General features: G+C 67.3%; 24 protein-coding genes, 1 tRNA gene and 1 pseudogene. 5 read left to right on the top strand and 21 right to left on the bottom strand.

Translation table 11 applies throughout. From position 1 onward, the window contains the following. Positions 1 to 123: 123 nt before the first annotated feature. From WQ56_RS00880 to WQ56_RS00870, 3 genes and pseudogenes are all read left to right on the top strand, one after another. Positions 124 to 1,050 (top strand): annotated as a pseudogene (locus tag WQ56_RS00880) (LysR family transcriptional regulator); the annotation flags it as partial. 365 nt (positions 1,051 to 1,415) lie between these two features. Further along, positions 1,416 to 1,505 (top strand) — tRNA-Ser (locus tag WQ56_RS00875). Positions 1,506 to 1,642: 137 nt separating this feature from the next. Next, complete coding sequence (locus WQ56_RS00870) at positions 1,643 to 2,836, top strand: site-specific integrase (RefSeq protein ID WP_047135169.1); 1,194 nt, start codon at positions 1,643 to 1,645, stop codon at positions 2,834 to 2,836. Here the strand turns inward: WQ56_RS00870 and WQ56_RS00865 are convergent. The 16 genes from WQ56_RS00865 to WQ56_RS00790 all read right to left on the bottom strand — a co-directional run bounded on the left by WQ56_RS00865 (position 2,805) and on the right by WQ56_RS00790 (position 12,872). Next, positions 2,805 to 3,005 (bottom strand): AlpA family phage regulatory protein, encoded by a 201-nt coding sequence (locus WQ56_RS00865; RefSeq protein WP_047135325.1) that lies wholly within the window; start codon positions 3,003 to 3,005, stop codon positions 2,805 to 2,807. The two genes, WQ56_RS00870 and WQ56_RS00865, sit on opposite strands and share 32 nt — an antisense overlap. Beyond that, positions 2,992 to 3,981 carry a phage Gp37/Gp68 family protein gene (locus WQ56_RS00860; RefSeq protein WP_047135168.1) on the bottom strand — a complete coding sequence of 330 codons (990 nt, stop codon included), beginning with the start codon at positions 3,979 to 3,981 and terminating at the stop codon, positions 2,992 to 2,994. The genes WQ56_RS00865 and WQ56_RS00860 overlap by 14 nt, the downstream gene beginning before the upstream one ends. Continuing rightward, positions 3,974 to 4,615 (bottom strand): hypothetical protein, encoded by a 642-nt coding sequence (locus WQ56_RS00855; protein WP_047135167.1) that lies wholly within the window; start codon positions 4,613 to 4,615, stop codon positions 3,974 to 3,976. Before WQ56_RS00855 ends, WQ56_RS00860 begins: the two co-directional genes overlap by 8 nt. Then, positions 4,615 to 4,965, bottom strand: coding sequence for a hypothetical protein (locus WQ56_RS00850; RefSeq protein ID WP_047135166.1), 351 nt, complete (start codon positions 4,963 to 4,965; stop codon positions 4,615 to 4,617). Before WQ56_RS00850 ends, WQ56_RS00855 begins: the two co-directional genes overlap by 1 nt. Beyond that, positions 4,958 to 5,959 carry a hypothetical protein gene (locus tag WQ56_RS00845; RefSeq protein WP_047135165.1) on the bottom strand — a complete coding sequence of 334 codons (1,002 nt, stop codon included), beginning with the start codon at positions 5,957 to 5,959 and terminating at the stop codon, positions 4,958 to 4,960. Before WQ56_RS00845 ends, WQ56_RS00850 begins: the two co-directional genes overlap by 8 nt. Beyond that, on the bottom strand, positions 5,956 to 6,924 hold the full coding sequence (locus WQ56_RS00840) for a UvrB/UvrC motif-containing protein (protein ID WP_052772747.1): 969 nt from the start codon (positions 6,922 to 6,924) through the stop codon (positions 5,956 to 5,958). Before WQ56_RS00840 ends, WQ56_RS00845 begins: the two co-directional genes overlap by 4 nt. After that, complete coding sequence (locus tag WQ56_RS17495) at positions 6,921 to 8,498, bottom strand: RNA-directed DNA polymerase (protein ID WP_082132108.1); 1,578 nt, start codon at positions 8,496 to 8,498, stop codon at positions 6,921 to 6,923. Before WQ56_RS17495 ends, WQ56_RS00840 begins: the two co-directional genes overlap by 4 nt. Further along, on the bottom strand, positions 8,495 to 8,938 hold the full coding sequence (locus WQ56_RS00830) for a hypothetical protein (protein WP_047135164.1): 444 nt from the start codon (positions 8,936 to 8,938) through the stop codon (positions 8,495 to 8,497). Before WQ56_RS00830 ends, WQ56_RS17495 begins: the two co-directional genes overlap by 4 nt. 22 nt (positions 8,939 to 8,960) lie before the next feature. Next, the gene (locus tag WQ56_RS00825; protein ID WP_047135163.1) at positions 8,961 to 9,635 is read right to left on the bottom strand and encodes a DUF1566 domain-containing protein; all 675 of its coding nucleotides are present in this window, start codon (positions 9,633 to 9,635) and stop codon (positions 8,961 to 8,963) included. Positions 9,636 to 9,705: 70 nt separating this feature from the next. Further along, on the bottom strand, positions 9,706 to 10,197 hold the full coding sequence (locus WQ56_RS00820) for a DUF1566 domain-containing protein (protein WP_047135162.1): 492 nt from the start codon (positions 10,195 to 10,197) through the stop codon (positions 9,706 to 9,708). Between the two features lie 47 nt (positions 10,198 to 10,244). Then, complete coding sequence (locus WQ56_RS00815) at positions 10,245 to 10,613, bottom strand: hypothetical protein (protein ID WP_047135161.1); 369 nt, start codon at positions 10,611 to 10,613, stop codon at positions 10,245 to 10,247. After that, the gene (locus WQ56_RS00810; protein ID WP_047135160.1) at positions 10,610 to 11,416 is read right to left on the bottom strand and encodes a DNA methyltransferase; all 807 of its coding nucleotides are present in this window, start codon (positions 11,414 to 11,416) and stop codon (positions 10,610 to 10,612) included. The genes WQ56_RS00815 and WQ56_RS00810 overlap by 4 nt, the downstream gene beginning before the upstream one ends. After that, entirely contained in the window at positions 11,413 to 11,625 is a 213-nt protein-coding gene (locus tag WQ56_RS00805; protein WP_047135159.1) for a hypothetical protein, read from the bottom strand. Before WQ56_RS00805 ends, WQ56_RS00810 begins: the two co-directional genes overlap by 4 nt. Further along, positions 11,622 to 11,864, bottom strand: coding sequence for a hypothetical protein (locus WQ56_RS00800; protein ID WP_156170160.1), 243 nt, complete (start codon positions 11,862 to 11,864; stop codon positions 11,622 to 11,624). The genes WQ56_RS00805 and WQ56_RS00800 overlap by 4 nt, the downstream gene beginning before the upstream one ends. Positions 11,865 to 11,952: 88 nt before the next feature. Beyond that, the gene (locus WQ56_RS00795) at positions 11,953 to 12,375 is read right to left on the bottom strand and encodes a hypothetical protein (protein ID WP_047135157.1); all 423 of its coding nucleotides are present in this window, start codon (positions 12,373 to 12,375) and stop codon (positions 11,953 to 11,955) included. Beyond that, positions 12,372 to 12,872 (bottom strand): hypothetical protein, encoded by a 501-nt coding sequence (locus tag WQ56_RS00790; protein WP_047135156.1) that lies wholly within the window; start codon positions 12,870 to 12,872, stop codon positions 12,372 to 12,374. Before WQ56_RS00790 ends, WQ56_RS00795 begins: the two co-directional genes overlap by 4 nt. A gap of 220 nt (positions 12,873 to 13,092) precedes the next feature. On the opposite strand from WQ56_RS00790, the gene WQ56_RS00785 reads away from it, so the two are divergent. Continuing rightward, the gene (locus tag WQ56_RS00785) at positions 13,093 to 13,581 is read left to right on the top strand and encodes a hypothetical protein (protein WP_047135155.1); all 489 of its coding nucleotides are present in this window, start codon (positions 13,093 to 13,095) and stop codon (positions 13,579 to 13,581) included. A gap of 76 nt (positions 13,582 to 13,657) precedes the next feature. Here WQ56_RS00785 and WQ56_RS00780 read toward each other — a convergent pair whose 3' ends face one another. From WQ56_RS00780 to WQ56_RS00770, 3 genes are all read right to left on the bottom strand, one after another. Then, entirely contained in the window at positions 13,658 to 14,026 is a 369-nt protein-coding gene (locus WQ56_RS00780; RefSeq protein WP_047135154.1) for a hypothetical protein, read from the bottom strand. Positions 14,027 to 14,035: 9 nt separating this feature from the next. Next, a complete protein-coding gene (locus tag WQ56_RS00775; protein ID WP_047135153.1) occupies positions 14,036 to 14,335 on the bottom strand; it encodes a hypothetical protein in 300 nt (99 codons plus the stop codon). 214 nt (positions 14,336 to 14,549) lie between these two features. Further along, positions 14,550 to 15,245 carry a S24 family peptidase gene (locus WQ56_RS00770; protein WP_231583309.1) on the bottom strand — a complete coding sequence of 232 codons (696 nt, stop codon included), beginning with the start codon at positions 15,243 to 15,245 and terminating at the stop codon, positions 14,550 to 14,552. Between the two features lie 61 nt (positions 15,246 to 15,306). Between WQ56_RS00770 and WQ56_RS00765 the strand changes: the two genes are divergently transcribed. Continuing rightward, positions 15,307 to 15,564: a hypothetical protein gene (locus WQ56_RS00765; RefSeq protein ID WP_197076393.1), complete on the top strand. Its 258-nt coding sequence runs from the start codon at positions 15,307 to 15,309 to the stop codon at positions 15,562 to 15,564. Between the two features lie 74 nt (positions 15,565 to 15,638). Here the strand turns inward: WQ56_RS00765 and WQ56_RS00760 are convergent, their stop codons facing one another. Next, entirely contained in the window at positions 15,639 to 15,890 is a 252-nt protein-coding gene (locus tag WQ56_RS00760) for a hypothetical protein (RefSeq protein WP_047135152.1), read from the bottom strand. Positions 15,891 to 16,028: 138 nt separating this feature from the next. Further along, positions 16,029 to 16,373: a hypothetical protein gene (locus tag WQ56_RS18375; RefSeq protein ID WP_156170158.1), complete on the bottom strand. Its 345-nt coding sequence runs from the start codon at positions 16,371 to 16,373 to the stop codon at positions 16,029 to 16,031. Between the last annotated feature and the right edge of the window lie 36 nt (positions 16,374 to 16,409).

Here is a 16,409-nt window from a genome sequence, read left to right as displayed (position 1 = left end):
TCGACCGGTCGAGGTGGTCGTTGCAGTGATGAACCGCCGGGAAGCCGCCCGGCATGGTTCGTTGTGAAAATAGGATAAAAGTGGTCCAATATCGCGTATTGTCCTGATAGCAAGGCGGCTCCGATGCAGGATCTCAACGATCTCTACTACTTCGCCATGGTGGTCGAGCACGGCGGCTTCGCCGCGGCCGAGCGCGCCCTTGGGATCCCGAAATCCCGACTGAGCCGGCGCATCAGCCAGCTGGAGACCGAACTGGGCGTGCGGCTGCTGCAGCGCTCCACGCGCCGGTTTGCCGTCACCGACGTCGGCCAGAGCGTGTTCCGGCATGCCCAGTCGATGCTGGCCGAGGCCACCGCCGCGCGCGAGGTCGTCGATCGGCTCAGCGCCGAGCCCCGCGGCCTGGTGCGCGTGAGCGTGCCGGTGAGCATCGCCCAGCAGTCGATCCCGCAGATGCTGCCCGAGTTCCTGGCCCGGTATCCGCAGGTGCGCGTGCAGTTGCACGTGAGCAACCGCCGCGTGGACGTCATCAACGAGGGCTTCGACGTCGCCGTGCGCGTGCGCGCCAAGCTCGACGACGACGGCAGCCTGGTCATGCGCAGCTTCGGTCAGATCCAGGAACTGCTGGTCGCCAGCCCCGGCTATCTCGACCGCATGGGCCGCCCGAAGGATCCTGATGAGCTCGGCCAGCACACCACGATGAGCATGGGCGAGGACGAGGTGAAGCAGCGCTGGGACCTGCAGGCCGCCGACGGCACCACCCGGCGTGTGGAGCTCAAGCCCCGCGTCGCAGGCTTCGACTTCCCGATGCTGATGGCGCTGGCCAAGCAGGGCCTGGGCATCACGATGCTGCCCGAGACCCTGTGCGCCGAAGCCGTGCGCAACGGCGAGCTGGAGGTCGTGCTGCCCGACTGGCATCTGCCGCAGGGCATCGCCCACGCGGTGTTCGCCTCGCGCCGCGGCCTGCTGCCGGCGGTGCGCGTGTTCATCGACTTCCTGGCCGAGAAACTGCCCCCGCTGATCGAGGCCTCGAGCCTGGATTGCCGCAACTGCGACCGCAAGGCCCGCGACTGCGCCCCGACGCCCCCGCCGCGCATCGTGCAGGGCGCGGCGCGTGCGACAATGGCCTGAGGCGGTCGGCTGAGTGGTTGAGTGGTTTAAGGCAGCGATCTTGATCCGCAGGCCGCAGGCCGCAGGCCGGAGGAAGCGTCGACCTTTAGGTCGATGGTCAAACCGCCGGCACCGCGCGAAGCTCGGTGTAGCGTGGAAGCGCAGTAACAACGGAGAGATGGCCGAGTGGTTTAAGGCAGCGGTCTTGATCCGGAGGCCGCCGGCCGGAGGAAACATCGACCGCAGGTCGATGGTCAAACCGCCGGCACCGTGCGAAGCGCGGTGTAGCGTGGAAGCGCAGTAACAACGGAGAGATGGCCGAGTGGTTTAAGGCAGCGGTCTTGAAAACCGCCGAAGGGTCAAACCTTCCGTGGGTTCGAATCCCACTCTCTCCGCCATCCAAGCGTCCGGGTGTGTCCGCTTCCATCCGTGAAACCGCGAAATTCCTGGGTGAAACTACCGTTTCACGTCCGCCGGCATCCGCTCAAATCCGCTACAATCGTCGCCTGACGGATGGGTAGATGGGTGGGTAGGAATGGCGCGCGAGCTTTTCAAGCTGTCGGCACGCAAGGTCGCCTCGGCGACCACACCCGGATATTACGCCGACGGCGGTGGGCTGTACCTGCAGGTCACAAAGACCGGCGCGCGCACCTGGGTGTTCCGCTACCGGCACGCCGGCCGCCGGCCCGAGATGGGCCTGGGCCCGCTGCACACGGTCAGCCTCGCTGAGGCGCGAGAGGCGGCGCAGGCGGCGCGCCGGTCCCTGCGCGAGGGTATCGACCCGCTCTCGGCTCGACGCGCGGCGACCGCGCGCGCAGCAGGCGTGCCGACGTTCTGGGAAGCGGCGCAGGCGTTCATCGAAGAGCAGCGCTCCGGCTGGCGGAACGCGAAGCATGCCGACCAGTGGACGAGCACGCTCGAGACCTATGCCGTGCCTGCGATTGGCAGGAAGCGGGTCGACCTGGTCGATACCGATGACGTGCTGGCCATCCTGCGGCCGATCTGGACTTCCAAGACCGAGACCGCGACGCGCGTTCGTCAGCGAGTAGAGGCCGTGCTCGACGCGGCGGCCGCCAAGCGTCTCCGGAGCGGCGAGAACCCCGCGCGCTGGAAAGGGCACCTCGCGCTGCTGCTGCCCAAGCCGACGTCGGTCGCGCCGGTCACCCACTTCAGTGCTTTGCCGTTCGCCGCGGTCCCGGAGTTCATGCTCGCCCTGTCAGCGCGTCGCGGGGCGGCAGCGCGGGCGCTCGAGTTCACCATCTTGACGGCCGCGCGCACCTCGATGGTCACCGGGGCGGTGCCGGGCGAGTTCGCCGGCGATCTCTGGACGGTGCCGCGCGAGCGCATGAAAGCGAAGCGGGAGCACGTGGTGCCGCTGTCCGCGCCGGCGCTGGCGATCGTGCAGCCGCGCCTGGGGCGCGAGCTGCTGTTCCCGAACGACGCCACCGGGGAGCAGCTCAGCGAGAACGCGATGCTCGCGGTGCTGAAGCGCATGGGCTACGGCAGCATCACCGTGCACGGCTTTCGGTCCACGTTCAAGGACTGGTCGCGGGAGACGACGTCGTATCCCGACGACCTATCCGAAATGGCTCTTGCACACATCATCAGCGACAAGACCCGCGCGGCCTACGCGCGCGGGACGATGATCGAGAAGCGTCGCGAGCTGATGGCGGCCTGGGCCGCCTGGTGTTGGTCTCTCACGCCCGAGCGGCGTGGATCTGCCGCTTGATCCAGGCGTCGACCTCGGACAGCACCCATAGGCTGCGACGGCCGATTTTGATCGGTGCCGGGAACGCCCCGGACTTGATCTGCTCGTAGATCCACGACGAGCCCATGCCCGTCATACGCTGCACGTCGTCGATCGTGCGCAGCTCCTCGAGTCGCTCAGCGGCGCCCATGGTCGTCTCCATAATCAGTCGATGGCCAAGCGCTGTGCGTGGCGCCATCCAAGGTGCGGCCGGCGAGCTTCTTTCCTGCGCGCCGCACGGTCCTGCCGTCGTCGAAAGTGTGATGCGGCCCAGCGCCGGCGACCTCGGAGACCGACACCCACTCACCCCATTGCTTGAACAAGAACGGCACGCCTGCGGCGGCGCACTGGTTGCGCACGTCGCGGGCCCACTGAGGGTTCATCGGCCGGGCGTGCACGCCGGACTCCCCGCCAACGATGACCCAATCGATCTGTCGCAGGGCCTCAAACTCGGTTACGCGCCCCTGCTGGTCCAGGTACTGCCGGTAGGACTGCCCCCGTGCCTGATGCGCCCATGGGGCCCACCGGAACATCACCTGGCCGAGTAGGGGCTCCATGCTGAGGAAGCGGACAGCGGCGGGCGCCGCCAACAGCTTCGGGATGTCGCGGTCAGCCTCGGCCTGGTTGCAGATCGTTGCGCCCAGCCAGACGTTCGCCCAGGGCCACTGCGCGATGGGCGTGTGGTTGAACTGGCTGGTCCCGCACTGCGCGTCGCGCGGTAGCGCTGAAACCGCGTCCGCGATCATGCGACCGGCGTTCCCGATTCGCTTCGTCAGCAGCAGCCAGTCTAGGTTCGGCGTGGCGCGAATCAGGGCGAAAAGATCCACGCGCCACTGCGTGTCGACCTCGTTATCGAACACGTCGGCGAGCGAGGCGCAGAACACGCGCCGGCGCCGGCCGTGCCCACTGACGAACGCGGCGTGTTGAGCGTTCCAGCGCAGGGGGAGCTTCCAGTTGGTGGTAGCGGTGCGGCGGCGCGCCTGTCCAATCCCCCATTCGACGCCGAGCGCGCGCGCGGGCGTGCTGACTGCGGCGTAGCAGTGGTCGCAGGCCGGCGACACGCGCGTGCAGCCGATCCAGGGATTGAAGGTGGAGTCGCACCACTCGATCGCGGAGGTCTCAGCCATGGTTCCCGGACTCCTTCTCGTACTCCGCCCAGGCCGCCTCGACCCGCGCGAACTCGGCATCGCTGCCGCCGCGGTCCGGGTGCGCCTTCGAGCGCAGGCGCCGGTAGCTGCCCAGCGGATCGGCGGGGTCGAGAACGTCGCGCCAGGAGAGCGAGACGGGCCCCTGCAACTGCGCGTATCCGGCGAATGCCTGGCGCAGGTCGCCGACGCCCCAGCGCTCCATGCCGCGCATCGCGCCCAGATGCGCTGCGATCGCGGCGAGGTTGTCGGCGACGCGAGTCCAGCGATCGCATGCCAGGCAGTAGTCCTCGCCGTCCAAGGTGAAGTAGACGGCGACGCCGCTGTCCTCGGGCGCCTTCGCTGTGCTGTACGGCAACCCGGCGCGTGTGGTCGGTATGTTCGTGCTGATCACGACGTGATCGGGATCGATCCGCCAAGGACGGCCGGTGCGCGTGAACGCCGATATCTCGCTGTGCACGCGGCTGACCGCGTCGGCAATGGTCAGCGCCCGCTTGTAGCGGAAGCCGCCGCTGGGATTGCTGTCGCGTTTTCCGAAGTCGGCGACCTTGCGCTCGGCGCGCGGCGTGCGCGGCCGGTACGCGGGCCAGGTCAGTGGGTAGGCGTCGATGGACATCAGCGGTCCTCCCCATCAGCGCGCAGGGCCGTGCTCAAGATCGCCCGCATTCGCTCTTGGCTGATCCAGTCACCCACGAGATCACTGCGCCACAGACGTTTGTCAGGATGAGACCGGAGTCTGGACATCGCCTCATCCACCTCGTCGCCCGCGCGCTCTGCGACTTCCAGTTCGGCGTGGCCTGCGTCGGTGAACGTGTAGACGTTGCCGTGCCTACCTGCACGCCGCTTCGTCAGAAACCCGAGAGTTGTGAGCGCGTCCAGCTTAGCCACTCCGATGTCCGCGCCGGCGTTGTCTTCCCAGCACTCGGCGCATCGTCGCAACAGCGCCTGTACGATGGAATCAGCCATTGCGCACCTCCTGCGCTGCCGGCGGCAGCACCCCGCACACGTCGGCCAGCATCATCGCCATGTTCGCGACGTCGGCCGCGTTCTCACGGATGCGATGCTGGTCGTCGTCTCGCGCTGCCTTTTGCAGCTTCGCGACGTGGTAGTAGATCTCCAGCAGCGCCGTCTCGCGGTCCATTTCCAGCCACCCGGGGCGGTCGCCCTTACCGGCATTGGCGTGCAGCTCGGCCTCCATCATCGCGACGAAGGGGGCGAGCACGTCGGCGTACTTGCCGAGAAGCGGGGAATCGACGCCGACCTCGGCATCGGGCGCTGCCGGCTTGGGCGCTGCCGGCTTGGGCGTGGCACGCTTCTGCGCTTCCTCGACCCATCCCAGTACCTCGGAAGCATCGAGATAGCTGTGCGTCTGGCCGCCCATCTTCTCCCGTCGCACCGGCTCCCCGAGCAATTTCAAGCGGAGCCATTCGAGAGCTTCCGGCACCACCGCCACGGGCTGCGATGCGCGGTCTTGTGCGAGGGCGGCCGCCGCGACCTTCACGTCGGCGGCGAGCGAGACATTCAAGCCGGTGGATTCGAGCGCCGGCACCACTTCGCGCATCAGGCCGACAAGCCGGGCCACAGCATCACCGGCCACCGGAGCGACGGCAGGCGCGTGCCGTTCGATAATCATGTGAAGGTCTTTCAGCCGCACGCTGACCGAACTCAGCCCGTCTGCCGGGTCAAGCTCACACACGTCGCGGATCACCATGTCGATCCAGTCGCTGGCCACCGGGGCGGGCGCGTCCTGCGCCGTCATTTCGGCGATCCGCGCTTCATACCGCTCGCGCATCACGTCGATGGCCTCGCCCGGGTCGTCGCAGTCGGTAACGCCGGCCCGGTCCAGGGCGCCGCATATCGACTGCACGATCAGCGTGAGGGCGTCGTAGCTCGGCGACTGCGAGGCCGCTTGATCGGCGCGGGGCGTCAACTGCTCAGGATTGCTGACGGGTTCGTTCATGGCTGATGCTCCTGCGCCGCGCGTTGTTGCGGCTTGGCGGCGTTGCGGGGTGGGGTTCGATCGGGGTGGATGAGGTCGCGCAGGACGGCGGCACGCTCGAACTGCATCGAGCTGACCGCCTTGTCGAGCTCGCGCTGGAGCTGCTTCCGCCGGGTCTTGGCGGGCACCTGCTTGCGAGGCAAGCCCGGCGTGTAGCTGAAGAACTGGTTGGCGGGGTGACACTCGTGGTCGCGGCGACCGGGGCCGTAGACGAAAGTCCACATGCCGTTGATGCCGCCGTAGACCCGGCCGCGCCGGAGGCGGCCATTCCGCGCGTCGCGAATGAAGCGCACGTCACCGTGGTGCAGCGGCACGCCGTCCTGGTCGGTCCGGGACCAACTGCTCAGTGCACGATCGCTTGGCCAGCCGGCGCGATCACGCTCGAATCGATGATCTGTCCAGCTGGAGTTGAAGAACGCGAGCGGATCCGGACTCGGGCTTGCCACCTTGGCGGGCGCAACTTCGTAGCCGCCGAGCACTGCGCAAAGGTAGTCGCAGATGCGGCGGCGTGTGCGCTGCATTTCCAGTCGCAGGACATACGGCATCACCGCCTCTTTGTTCGACTCGTAGCGTCCCTCGTGGTCCGGCCTGGTCGGACAGTTGACCGACTGGAACATCTTGAGCGAGATCGTCCGGCCGCTGATCTCCAAGTCGGCCTTGAGGTCGCCCTTGACACAGAATCGGCGGCGCTGCGCGGACCAACGAGCCACGTTACCGCCGTAGCACTTGACGCTCGCGGCGTCGACCTCGGGCATCGTGCAAGTCCAGCCGATGCGGTTGAGCGTCTGGATGATCCGAGCGAAGACGTCGCGCTTGAACTGGGTCTCCCACGCGTTCCGGCCTATCAGCGGAACCTTCGGCTCCTCCCAAATCGACAGGCTTGCGTCACCCAGGTGGATGGTCCCGCTCCGGCAGGGTGCAGTCATGCTTTTCGCTCCATGGCCGCGCGCTCGAGGCGCTCGGCATCGTTGATGTACTGGTCGTGTCGTCGGCGCTGCTCGGCCGGCGTCCAATGGGGATCGTGGAGCGCGACGTCGTCCGCGATCCGGTGGGCGGCGGCCAGACGGGCCGGGTCGTCTCGATACAGGTCCAGCTGGCGCTGGGCGCGCACGTTCAGCGCCTCGCGCGCCGGTCGGGGCTGCCGCATCGGTTGGCTCCTGAGGGTGATGTGCCTGGCCCGCAGGCGGTGGGAGAAGCGGCGGGCGCGGGCAGCGGTCGGGATCCACGGGAATCGCCGCTCGATGCGGCGCCACAGCCTCCAGGTCGCTGCATGGCGCATGTGGCCGGCATAGCTGGCCAGCACCGTGCGGATGTGGTCGAAGTCACCCGGCGTGCCGCGCAACTTGTTTCCGCGGACGTGCGCGACCTCCCAGTTGCTCAGCGCCTCCTGCAGGTGAGCGACGACACGTCGGCGGACCAGCGTGTGGGTCGGGTAGATGACGTAGCCCAGGAAATCGAGCCCGGCCGTCAGCGGTCGCAGCTCGGTAGCGTCCTTCAACCGGAGACCGAGCTTCTCCGAGAGGAAGGTCTCGATCTGGCGCAGCCAGCGCTGCAGCTGCGCGCGGTCCTGATGGAACAGCACGAAGTCGTCGACGTAGCGGACGTAGCGTCGCGCCTTGAGCGTGTGCTTGACGAACTGGTCGAGCGCGTCCAAGCACACGTTCGCGAGGAACTGGCTGGAGAGGTTGCCGATCGGCAGGCCGCAGTGCCGCGGAGCCATGTCGAGGCGCTTGTGCCGCGGCACGAGGGCCAGCTGCTCGGCTGTCGCACGGAGGCGCACGCCGGCCCGCAGCGGGTCACCCCGCAGCAGCGCATGCGTCGCGCGCATCGCAGCATCCGGCGATCCCGCGCGCTGCAGCACCGGCTTCATCTGGGCCCAGAGGAGGTCGCGCCGGATGCTGTTGAAGAAGTTGTGGATGTCGAGCTTGAGGAAGAACCCGCCGCCCTGGCCATCTTGGACCTGGTGCACGCAGCGCTGGGCGTATCGCACGGCTGCGTGGCTGCCCTTGCCGACGCGGTTCGCGTAGCTGTGGGCGATGAACCGGGGCTCGTAGATGGCCTCGAGCTGGGGCACCAGCCAGTGGTGGACAACGCGATCCCGAAAGGCGGGGGCGTGGATTTCCCTGGCCTTCGGCCGGGTGGCAATGAAGCACGTGGACGCTGAGGGCGCCCACGTGCCGGCGTTGAGCTCGGCCTGGACCGAATAGAGCTGATCGATCCAGCGGCGCTCGAAGCCCAGCTTGTCGAAGCTGGGGCGCTTGCCGCGCCTGGCGGCCTGATAGGCATCGAACAGAGCGCGCAGCTCCACGCGCCCTGCACCCTGAAACTCACGGGCACGACGACACGCCAGCCCGAACCCCGAGTTGTTCCGGTGGTTGTTGTTGACGTTGCCGTTGTTGAGATTGACGTTGAACGCGGACGACGCCGACGACGACGCCGTCTCCCCGCGAACTTGCGACCCGGCCACGCAGGCCCGGACGGGATAGCGTGGCTTCGTCATGATTTGGCCCTCTGGCGGGCGTCGCGGGTACTCAGTTTCTCGCCGCGCTGCGCTGGCCGACCGGCGCGCGCATTCTGGGCGTTGGGGTGCTGCTCGATGCTGCGCTTCCAGCCGCCGGCCTGCATGCCGAGATCGTGCGCGGCGCCGGCGAGCCGCTCGAACTGAGCGAATCGCTGGAACGCACGCACTAGCTTGCAGACCTGCAGACGTTCCTTGAACGCATCGATCGCGTCGACCAGTTGGGTCGCGCATTCGAGGCGGCCCTCGCCGCGGTGCCACGTGCGGGAGGCGAGGATCAGGATGGCGTCTGCACGTCGGCGCAGCTCCGCACCGGTCTGGTACCGGTGGTAGCGGGGGAACGTGCGCACGACCTGTTCGACGTCCGCGCACAACCTGCGCGCGGCGTCGACGATGGGTGGCGGCTGGAAGCGCGAGGCCATGGTCAGTCAGGCAAAGGTCAAACTACTGACGGGCACGACGACACGCCAGCCCGAACCCCGAGACGTCCCGGGGGCCGTCGTAGACGTCGCCGAGGTTGAGATCGACGAGGAACGCGGACGACGCCGACGACGACGCCGTGCCGTCTTCCTCGACCAGCACCGTGCTGGTCCAGTACCAGTCGCGGAGCGGGAGGTTCGGGAACAGGCTCGGGTCCACGGCCGGCTTGCGGCGCGTGCGGTCGATCACGTGGCGCTCGTAGACCTTGTCCGATGCCAGCTGCCAGTCGTCGTAGCCGAGCAGGCGCAGGCCGCGGGCGGCGGCTTCCACGTCCTGCTGCGTTGCATACGGGCTCCCGTCGCGCGACAGCGGCTTGGTGGCGATCATCACGCCGGTCTCCGGGAACAGCACCGCGACATGGTCGGTGCGCGGGTCGGAGGCCGGGACCTGCGTGCCGTCGTTGAGCACCTTTCGCGGCTCGGCGACCTGCGTGCGCATGGCAGCTCCCGGCGCCTGGCGCGGATCCTTGCCGGTGAAACCGCCGCGGTGGAACCGCGGCCCCAAAAGCGCGAGGAGCGCCGCGGACGCGTCCGGCTTGCTGTCGAGCTTGATGATCAGGTCGCCCTCGACGTTGACGTGGAGAGCCGGCGCCGCGGGTTCGCTGCGCAGATCGATGTTGCTCTGTTCGCTGTTGGTCACGATGGATTCCTATGGGTGAGTGGGCTGGTGCGGCAACGCGCGGGGGAGGTGGGTCGCGGCAGAGGGGCGACTACTGACGGGCACGACGACACGCCAGCCCGAACCCCGAGAGGTACCGGGGGACGCTGCCGACGTGGCCGAGGCCGAGAAAGACGCCGAACGCGGACGACGCCGACGACGACGCCGTGTCTTTCGACCAGGGCGTGTTCGTACCGGTCCAGTACCAGTCACCGCGCGCGAGATTGGGGAACAGGTTGCTGTCGAGCGCCGGGTCGTAACGGTCGTGCTTGAGGATGTGGCGCAGCCACACTTCGTCGAGTGGCGCGGTCTGCCAGTCGTTGTGCCCCAGCAGATCGAGAGCCGCGGCGGCGGCATCGACAGCGTCGGCGTTCGGCAGCGACTCGCCGTCCGTATCGGTGAGCGGCCGGCAGGCGACCATCCAACCGTCGGGGAACAGCACGGCGACGTGGTCGGTACGCGGATCGGTTGCGGGGACTTCGCTGCCGTCGGCGAGGATCTTGAGCGCCTGGTCGGTGGCAGCGTTCGGGATGGAGTCGGACACGGGGAATCCTTTGCCGGCGTGCCGGCGGTTGGGGTGAAGGGACTGCGTCAGTACGTCGGCGTGGGGGTGGGGGTTGCTGTGGGCTCCCGCCACGGCTCAGCCACCTGCTCGCGGGGCTCAGCGCCGGCTTCTGACGCGAGAGCTGTGGAGAGATCAACGGGTGCGTGCTGAGCGACGAGCCACTCGCCGATGCGGGCGAGCTGGCGCGTGGGCACTGCAAACTGCGCGGTGCCGATCTGCAGGCAGGGCGTCGGCGTGTCGGTGCGCACCCCCGCGTGGGTGCTCGCCGTGCTATGCACCAGCGCGGTCGGCGCGCCGGTCAGCGACAGCGTGGCGACGAACTCGCCGGCGGCGTTCGTGCGGCGCAGGGCCAGCGTGAACGGGCGGAAGGCGACGGTGATCGAGGGCTCTTTCATGCTGCGGCGTGCTCCAGGGTGGGTGGCAGGGCCCAGACGCCGGCGTCGACGCGCACAGCGATGCGCTGCACGGTCTGCCGGACCTTGGCCTGCCAGAAGGGATTCGGGGTCGGCCGGTGGCCGTCGATCTCGCGGTAGAGCTGTTGCAGGCTGGCGCGGCCGCCCAGGGCCTCCATGGCGGCGCGGGTGATCGCGACCCAGGCCGAGCCCTCGCCGCTGGCCAGCAGGGCCCTGTACCGCGTGCGCAGGCGCGTCACGGCGTGCTGCTCGTGATACAGGGCGAACCCGACGAGTCCGCGCGCCGCGCCCTTCGTGAGCACCGCAAAGCAAATCGGGTAGACGAGCCGCCCGAAGAGGTTGCGCGGCAGCATGTCCTGGCGGATGGACCAGCGCTCGGCCAGCGCTACCGTCGTCGACGCCGTCTGCAGGCAGTAGGCCGGCAGGATCATGCCGACGCGACCTTCGTCCGGGAGCAGCTGCCAGCAACGCTCAAGGATCTCGCCGATGGTGCGCGTCACAAACGGCGGATTCCCGACCACGGCCGTCGGCTGCACGCGCAGGTCGACCATCCGGAAGTCGCCGACGATGACCGGCCGGCCGGTGTTGGCGCGTGCGATCGCGGCGAGGTCGGGATCGATCTCGACGCCCGTCGCCGCGACGTGCTCCGGGACAGCGCGCAGGAACGCGCCGCGGCCGCAGGTCGGCTCGAGCACGTGGTCGTCGGCACCGAGGTCCGCGAAGTAGCGGTCCACGAGCTCTGCCGCTGCCCAGTCCGGCGTCATGTGCTGGCCGAGCGCCTTCATGCGGACGCCACCAGCACAGCAACGACCACCCCGCCTACGACCGCGAGGGCCCAGGTGATCTGCTCGACGCGGTCGGCAACGCGCATGGAGACGCCGCGCGCCTGCAGCCAGTCGCCGAACACGATCGCGCCCCAGGCGGTGGCCGAGATCCAGGCCAGCAGGCTGAGCGCCGTCAGGGCGACGATGAGGGTGTGGTCTGCAGTGGTCACAGCGCACCGCCCACGCGGCGCAGCGCAGCCTCGGCCGCGTCCGCCACTTCCTGGGCGAACGCGCCGTCGGTGTTGCCCTCCTGGAACGAGCGCAGCGCGGTAACAGTTGCGCCGAGCATGCGGCGCAGTTGGACGAACGTGGCGTCGACCTCGGCCAGCGCATGCGCCTGCGAGCCCTCAGCGGCCTCACGGTCGGCGCCGGCGCGCTCGAGCACTCCGGATACGTCGAGGATCCTCATGGCCGGCAGCCCGTGGCGTCAACGGCGCCCAGGAGCGCCCAGAGCGCGGCGCCCGCGGCGACGCCGATCCAGAACAGGGCGCGGCGGGTCACGGCTTCGCTCCGGACGCGCGTTGCAGGGCCGCGTCGATCATCTGGATCGTCAGGTGCTCGGCGATATCGGCATCCGACTCGAACATGTCGGGCGCGGCGGCGCGAAGCGCGCTTGCCAGGACGCCGCGGGCAGAGGACAGGGCGTTGCGCATGTCCCGCGCCGCGGCGATCAGCTGTGCGTCGGGGTGGTCGGCATTGGCCCGGAGGCGGTCACGCACATAGGGCGCCATGTTCCCGGCGCGAACCACCGTCGGCATCAGGGCCCGCTGCTGCGCGGGCGTTGCGACCTTCATCAACTCCGTCGCCAGCAGCACGAGCTCGGCGATCAGGCTGATCGCCTCGTCGTCCGTCATGGGGGTGTCCATCGCCATGCGAATCGCAGCACGATCGGCCGCCGTCAACGCGGTGCCGCGGCTCATCGACCCGACTCCACGAACGCCAGATCGCCGAAAACGCACTGCGCCCGCACCGCCGCCCGGGAGGGGAGGATCACGGCGGCGCGGGAGCAGGCGAGGGGAACCACGTAGCTGCCGTCCTCGATCGCGTCGACGGCGTCCAGCGCGCGCTGCCAGCGGTCGGGATCGACGCCCGCGGCGACGGTGCGGGTCAGGGCGAGGCCGCAGTCGGGCGTATGGCCCAGCTCGTTGAACCCGTTGAGCGCGGTGCGCGCGGCCACGGCTGCTTGGTCGTACGCGTCACTGCGCACCGCGCCGTAGACGACGACCGCGGCGCAGAGCCGGCGTTCGGCCAGCACCAGGGTCGCCGGCGCGCCGGCGTCGTCGATGACCGCGGCAGCCGGGGCGGCGGCCTCGCCGGGCGAGCAGGCCACGATCGCGACGGTGATGGCGCCGTAGACGGCGGCGAAGGCCAGCGCGGTGCGGCGCTGGCTGCGACGGAATGCGGACTGCTGGGACATGGACACCCTCCGGCCGATCAGGAGGGCGGCGGCGAGTCACCTCAGGGGGAAGGTGACTCGCCGGTCGCCCGTCGCTGGCGGGAGTGCCAGTCGACGAAGCCATTAAACGCAGCGTTTAAAAATAAGTCAACACCGTGTTTATAGGGTGCCTAGTAGAATTGAACTTGCGGCCGCGGCGTCGCGCTGGAGCTCCACCATCAACGGATCGCGAGGGGGAAGGATGAAGATGAAGATCGCCGCAGTTGTGATCGCAACTGCTGCCCTGACGGCATGCGCCTCGGCACCAGGCGTACGGCCAGTTTTTCCGGAGCACGAATACGCAGGGCTCGAGGCGCGTAAAGGAACGGCCGTGGTGACGGGCCAGGTCTTCCTTCGCACGCGGATCGGCGAGGTGCGCTATGGCGCGGGAAGCGAGGTCGCTCTGAATCCGGTGACCAGCTACAGCACGTTCTGGTACGAAAACTCGTATCTGGTGAACCGTGCTCTGTCGCCGGCTGATCCGAGGCTGCCGAAGTACATCATCACGACGCAGGCTGACGGCTCCGGTAACTTCAGGTTCGAAAACGTGCCCGCTGGGGCCTACTACCTCACGTCGCAGGTTGTGTGGGAGATCCCTGGCCCCTACGTATCGTCCCAGCAAGGGGGAGTGATCTCGACACGAATTGAAGTTCCCGAGGGGGGCGAGGTACGCCAGATGCTGACGCGATAGAGCCGCATTGCTCACGGCCTCAAACGAGAAAGCCCCGCTGATGCGGGGCTTTCTTCGGAACGACTTGAATGAATTGTTAGCCGCAAGCCGCAGCGCGCGTGCGTTCCATGAACGAATCAACCGGTGGGCTAGATTCGTCTGTCCTCTGGGCAGCGCGCATCTTGGCGTCCAGTTCGCTCACGATCTGCTGCACCTCTGACCGGGCAAACCTGGTCAGGAGATCACGGATCATAGGCTGGTAGGCGATCTCATGAAACGAGGCAATGGCCTTCAAGCTATCGATCAGCGGAATCGGCAGGCGGATTGAAACGAGCTTCATCGCAAGCGCTTCGTCAAGTTGGTTGTGAAGGGCTTCCGATGCCACTACCACATGCTCGTCGCTACGCCCGTACTCGCCGTTTTCCCACTTGGCGGTGATCTTGGGATCAAGGGTGTGCGTGGTCATTGATGTTCCTCAAAAGTCGATTGGAGTCCCGTGTTTCCGATAGATGGTCATTTCGACCTCGTTCGGCGGGAAGCAGGTGCGCACGTCGAAGTCCCCATTGTTAGGGACGTAGCACACTTTGAGTAAGCGCCCCTTATTCGTAGGCGCGATGAACCATACGGTTCGTGGGTCGGTGAGGTGCTGCTCGCGGTTGTCCTCAAGAAGCTTGCCGGTCCTGTTCGCAAAGCACTGCTCAGCCTCGGCGGTGTCTACGTCATGCTTCTCTTTCAGCTTCTTCTTGACCGCGTTCGAAAACCGGATCCTGCCCATCTACAGTCGCCCTCCTGGCGAAGCCGCCCATTGTAGTGCGGTACGTTTCGTATATACAAGCCCATATCGCTCTCCATCGGGTCTCGATGCGTTCTTGCGACCCTCTGTATATACGAATATCGGTCGCATGGTGTGAAACTTCAAGAGAGATGGCAAGAAGTGCGAGCGCAGTCACTCCGGCGTTCATGAATAGGCCAGCTGACGGAGCTAGCCACTAGTTCAGACGGTCTATCCTGTTCCGAACGTAGACCTTGCCGCCAATCACGGCCCCGGGAGGAATTGGGAAGGCTGGATACAGGCTAGTGTTGGCGCTCACTACGTAGATCGAGTCGCCTCGGTCCTGCAGCCCCTTGATCTGCTGCCCGTTGCCAGAGTTGATGAGGTAGACGCCGTCTCCCTCGTATGACTGCACGCCTGTGTCCACGATGACGACGTCGCCTGGCTGGATGATCGGAATCATCGAGTCGCCGCGACCGGTGACCAGGCACAAGCGGCCGGGCGGGGGCACGAACCCAATCACGCTGCGGATGTAGGCCTCGGCGAAATCCATCGATCGGACCACCTCCGGGTAGTCCTCGTTGATCCGTCCGTCTCCCATGTCTCCCTCGCCGTCCAATTGCTGCACGCGAAGGTAGTTACCGCCAGTCTCACGAGTGGCGACCCGGTGCGCCCCCTCGACCAGCATCGGCTCTTGACCTTGACGAATCCAAACGGCGCTGATGCCGTAGCGCGACTGAGCCTCCTGCGCGCCCTCCTTCGAAACGCCACGCTTCGGCCAGTTGTTCGCCATCTGCGCTGAACCGCCCAGGGCGTTGCCGACCTCGGTAGTGCCGGTGATGTCGCGGTCGAGCACTAGAGAGAGTGCTTCGCGAAGTCTCTGATAGGACGGGTGGGGCGCGTCTTTTGACATGTCCCATTGTCCGGCAGCTAAACGCCGCGTTGTTACACGTCGCGTTGACTCCTGATTACACATGGCGTTTAATCTCGCCATGACCACTAGTCCTAGCCCCCTCTACCACGACGACGCCAGCGTGATCGAAGCGCTTGGCGGCCCTGCAGAACTGGCCAGGAAGCTGGGGTTCGAGCTTCCACGTGGCGTCCAGCGCGTCCAGAACTGGAAGTACCGCGGCATCCCGGAGATTGAGCGACTCAGGCGCCCCGACATCTTCGGCGCGGTCGTTGACGACCCGGACGCGGATCGAATCGGGCCGCCCGTGGAGGTGGCCTGATGGCCGTCTTGGAAATCCGGTCCCGGTTTCCGTGGCCGGTCCGGGTCCGCGCCGTGCGCGACGGAGACGTAATTTCAGTTTTTGTCGATGGACCTGGGGCCTCGGGGCGCGAGGTCGCCGACCTCCATCTTGATGCTGACCAGGTCTCCGGCCGGGTTGATCCCGAAGTACCCGCCCGCGGGGACGGTGAACGTGATGACTGAGCCGCCGATCGTCTCCACCCGTAGTTCCCAGTTTCCGGTGCTCCGGTTGTTGAGTTGGGTCATGACGCCCGGCTTGAGCTCGATATCCATCGAGTCGCCGTCCCCCAATATCTTCTTGACCATGTCGCCCTCCTTGCGGGCTGCTCGTGTGGAAGCAGCAGCGTATCGCAGGGAGGGCGGCGCCTTTGCCTTCGGACTCTTGAGCGACAACCCCGACGCGAACCGCATCGGCCGACCGGTTGAGGTGGCCTGACATGCGCATCAGTGCTTACTTCCGTCGGCTGGGATCGGCAGTGGCCGAACCTCTGCGTGCTCTCGTGGCGCGCCCCACGCGGTCAGCATCAGAGCTGCCGGTGGTGTTCGCTGGCGAGCTTTCTCCAGCAGCGTCGATTCGATTGCATCCAAGCCGCGCGTCTGCCCAAGCGCATGCTGCCTGGCGGCTTGCGCGGGCCCAGGCAGGAACCGTTGGCTCAGGATCAGGTTTCGGGCGAGCACGTCAGCTGCTTGCACGTCTTCTGCAAGGCAGCACACCTCCGCGGTACCGCCTTGAACCTCTTCCGTCGGCGTTGCTGGCACGACTTCGTAGTGCAGGAAAAACGCCTTCATCGACCACACCCGTCGCGCGCCAGAGCGGGGCAGGCG

Origin of the sequence: Luteimonas sp. FCS-9, from assembly GCF_001014645.1 — a bacterium.
Classification (GTDB): domain Bacteria; phylum Pseudomonadota; class Gammaproteobacteria; order Xanthomonadales; family Xanthomonadaceae; genus Luteimonas.
The sequence above is the reverse complement of the archived record's forward strand: the minus strand, read 5'-3'. Positions and strand labels throughout refer to the sequence as shown.

What these genes read in the sequence shown, in the direction of transcription:
- WQ56_RS00785 (WP_047135155.1), top strand. Translation starts at nt 13,093, where the DNA reads ATGAAGATGAAGATCGCCGCAGTTGTGATCGCAACTGCTGCCCTGACG.
- WQ56_RS00800 (WP_156170160.1), bottom strand. Translation starts at nt 11,864, where the DNA reads ATGAGGATCCTCGACGTATCCGGAGTGCTCGAGCGCGCCGGCGCCGAC.
- WQ56_RS00790 (WP_047135156.1), bottom strand. Translation starts at nt 12,872, where the DNA reads ATGTCCCAGCAGTCCGCATTCCGTCGCAGCCAGCGCCGCACCGCGCTG.
- WQ56_RS00765 (WP_197076393.1), top strand. Translation starts at nt 15,307, where the DNA reads ATGGCGTTTAATCTCGCCATGACCACTAGTCCTAGCCCCCTCTACCAC.
- WQ56_RS00810 (WP_047135160.1), bottom strand. Translation starts at nt 11,416, where the DNA reads ATGAAGGCGCTCGGCCAGCACATGACGCCGGACTGGGCAGCGGCAGAG.
- WQ56_RS00870 (WP_047135169.1), top strand. Translation starts at nt 1,643, where the DNA reads ATGGCGCGCGAGCTTTTCAAGCTGTCGGCACGCAAGGTCGCCTCGGCG.
- WQ56_RS00845 (WP_047135165.1), bottom strand. Translation starts at nt 5,959, where the DNA reads ATGAACGAACCCGTCAGCAATCCTGAGCAGTTGACGCCCCGCGCCGAT.
- WQ56_RS00850 (WP_047135166.1), bottom strand. Translation starts at nt 4,965, where the DNA reads ATGGCTGATTCCATCGTACAGGCGCTGTTGCGACGATGCGCCGAGTGC.
- WQ56_RS00760 (WP_047135152.1), bottom strand. Translation starts at nt 15,890, where the DNA reads ATGGTCAAGAAGATATTGGGGGACGGCGACTCGATGGATATCGAGCTC.
- WQ56_RS00840 (WP_052772747.1), bottom strand. Translation starts at nt 6,924, where the DNA reads ATGACTGCACCCTGCCGGAGCGGGACCATCCACCTGGGTGACGCAAGC.
- WQ56_RS00855 (WP_047135167.1), bottom strand. Translation starts at nt 4,615, where the DNA reads ATGTCCATCGACGCCTACCCACTGACCTGGCCCGCGTACCGGCCGCGC.
- WQ56_RS00865 (WP_047135325.1), bottom strand. Translation starts at nt 3,005, where the DNA reads ATGGGCGCCGCTGAGCGACTCGAGGAGCTGCGCACGATCGACGACGTG.
- WQ56_RS00770 (WP_231583309.1), bottom strand. Translation starts at nt 15,245, where the DNA reads ATGTCAAAAGACGCGCCCCACCCGTCCTATCAGAGACTTCGCGAAGCA.
- WQ56_RS00815 (WP_047135161.1), bottom strand. Translation starts at nt 10,613, where the DNA reads ATGAAAGAGCCCTCGATCACCGTCGCCTTCCGCCCGTTCACGCTGGCC.
- WQ56_RS00775 (WP_047135153.1), bottom strand. Translation starts at nt 14,335, where the DNA reads ATGGGCAGGATCCGGTTTTCGAACGCGGTCAAGAAGAAGCTGAAAGAG.
- WQ56_RS18375 (WP_156170158.1), bottom strand. Translation starts at nt 16,373, where the DNA reads ATGAAGGCGTTTTTCCTGCACTACGAAGTCGTGCCAGCAACGCCGACG.
- WQ56_RS00795 (WP_047135157.1), bottom strand. Translation starts at nt 12,375, where the DNA reads ATGAGCCGCGGCACCGCGTTGACGGCGGCCGATCGTGCTGCGATTCGC.
- WQ56_RS00830 (WP_047135164.1), bottom strand. Translation starts at nt 8,938, where the DNA reads ATGGCCTCGCGCTTCCAGCCGCCACCCATCGTCGACGCCGCGCGCAGG.
- WQ56_RS00780 (WP_047135154.1), bottom strand. Translation starts at nt 14,026, where the DNA reads ATGACCACGCACACCCTTGATCCCAAGATCACCGCCAAGTGGGAAAAC.
- WQ56_RS00860 (WP_047135168.1), bottom strand. Translation starts at nt 3,981, where the DNA reads ATGGCTGAGACCTCCGCGATCGAGTGGTGCGACTCCACCTTCAATCCC.
- WQ56_RS17495 (WP_082132108.1), bottom strand. Translation starts at nt 8,498, where the DNA reads ATGACGAAGCCACGCTATCCCGTCCGGGCCTGCGTGGCCGGGTCGCAA.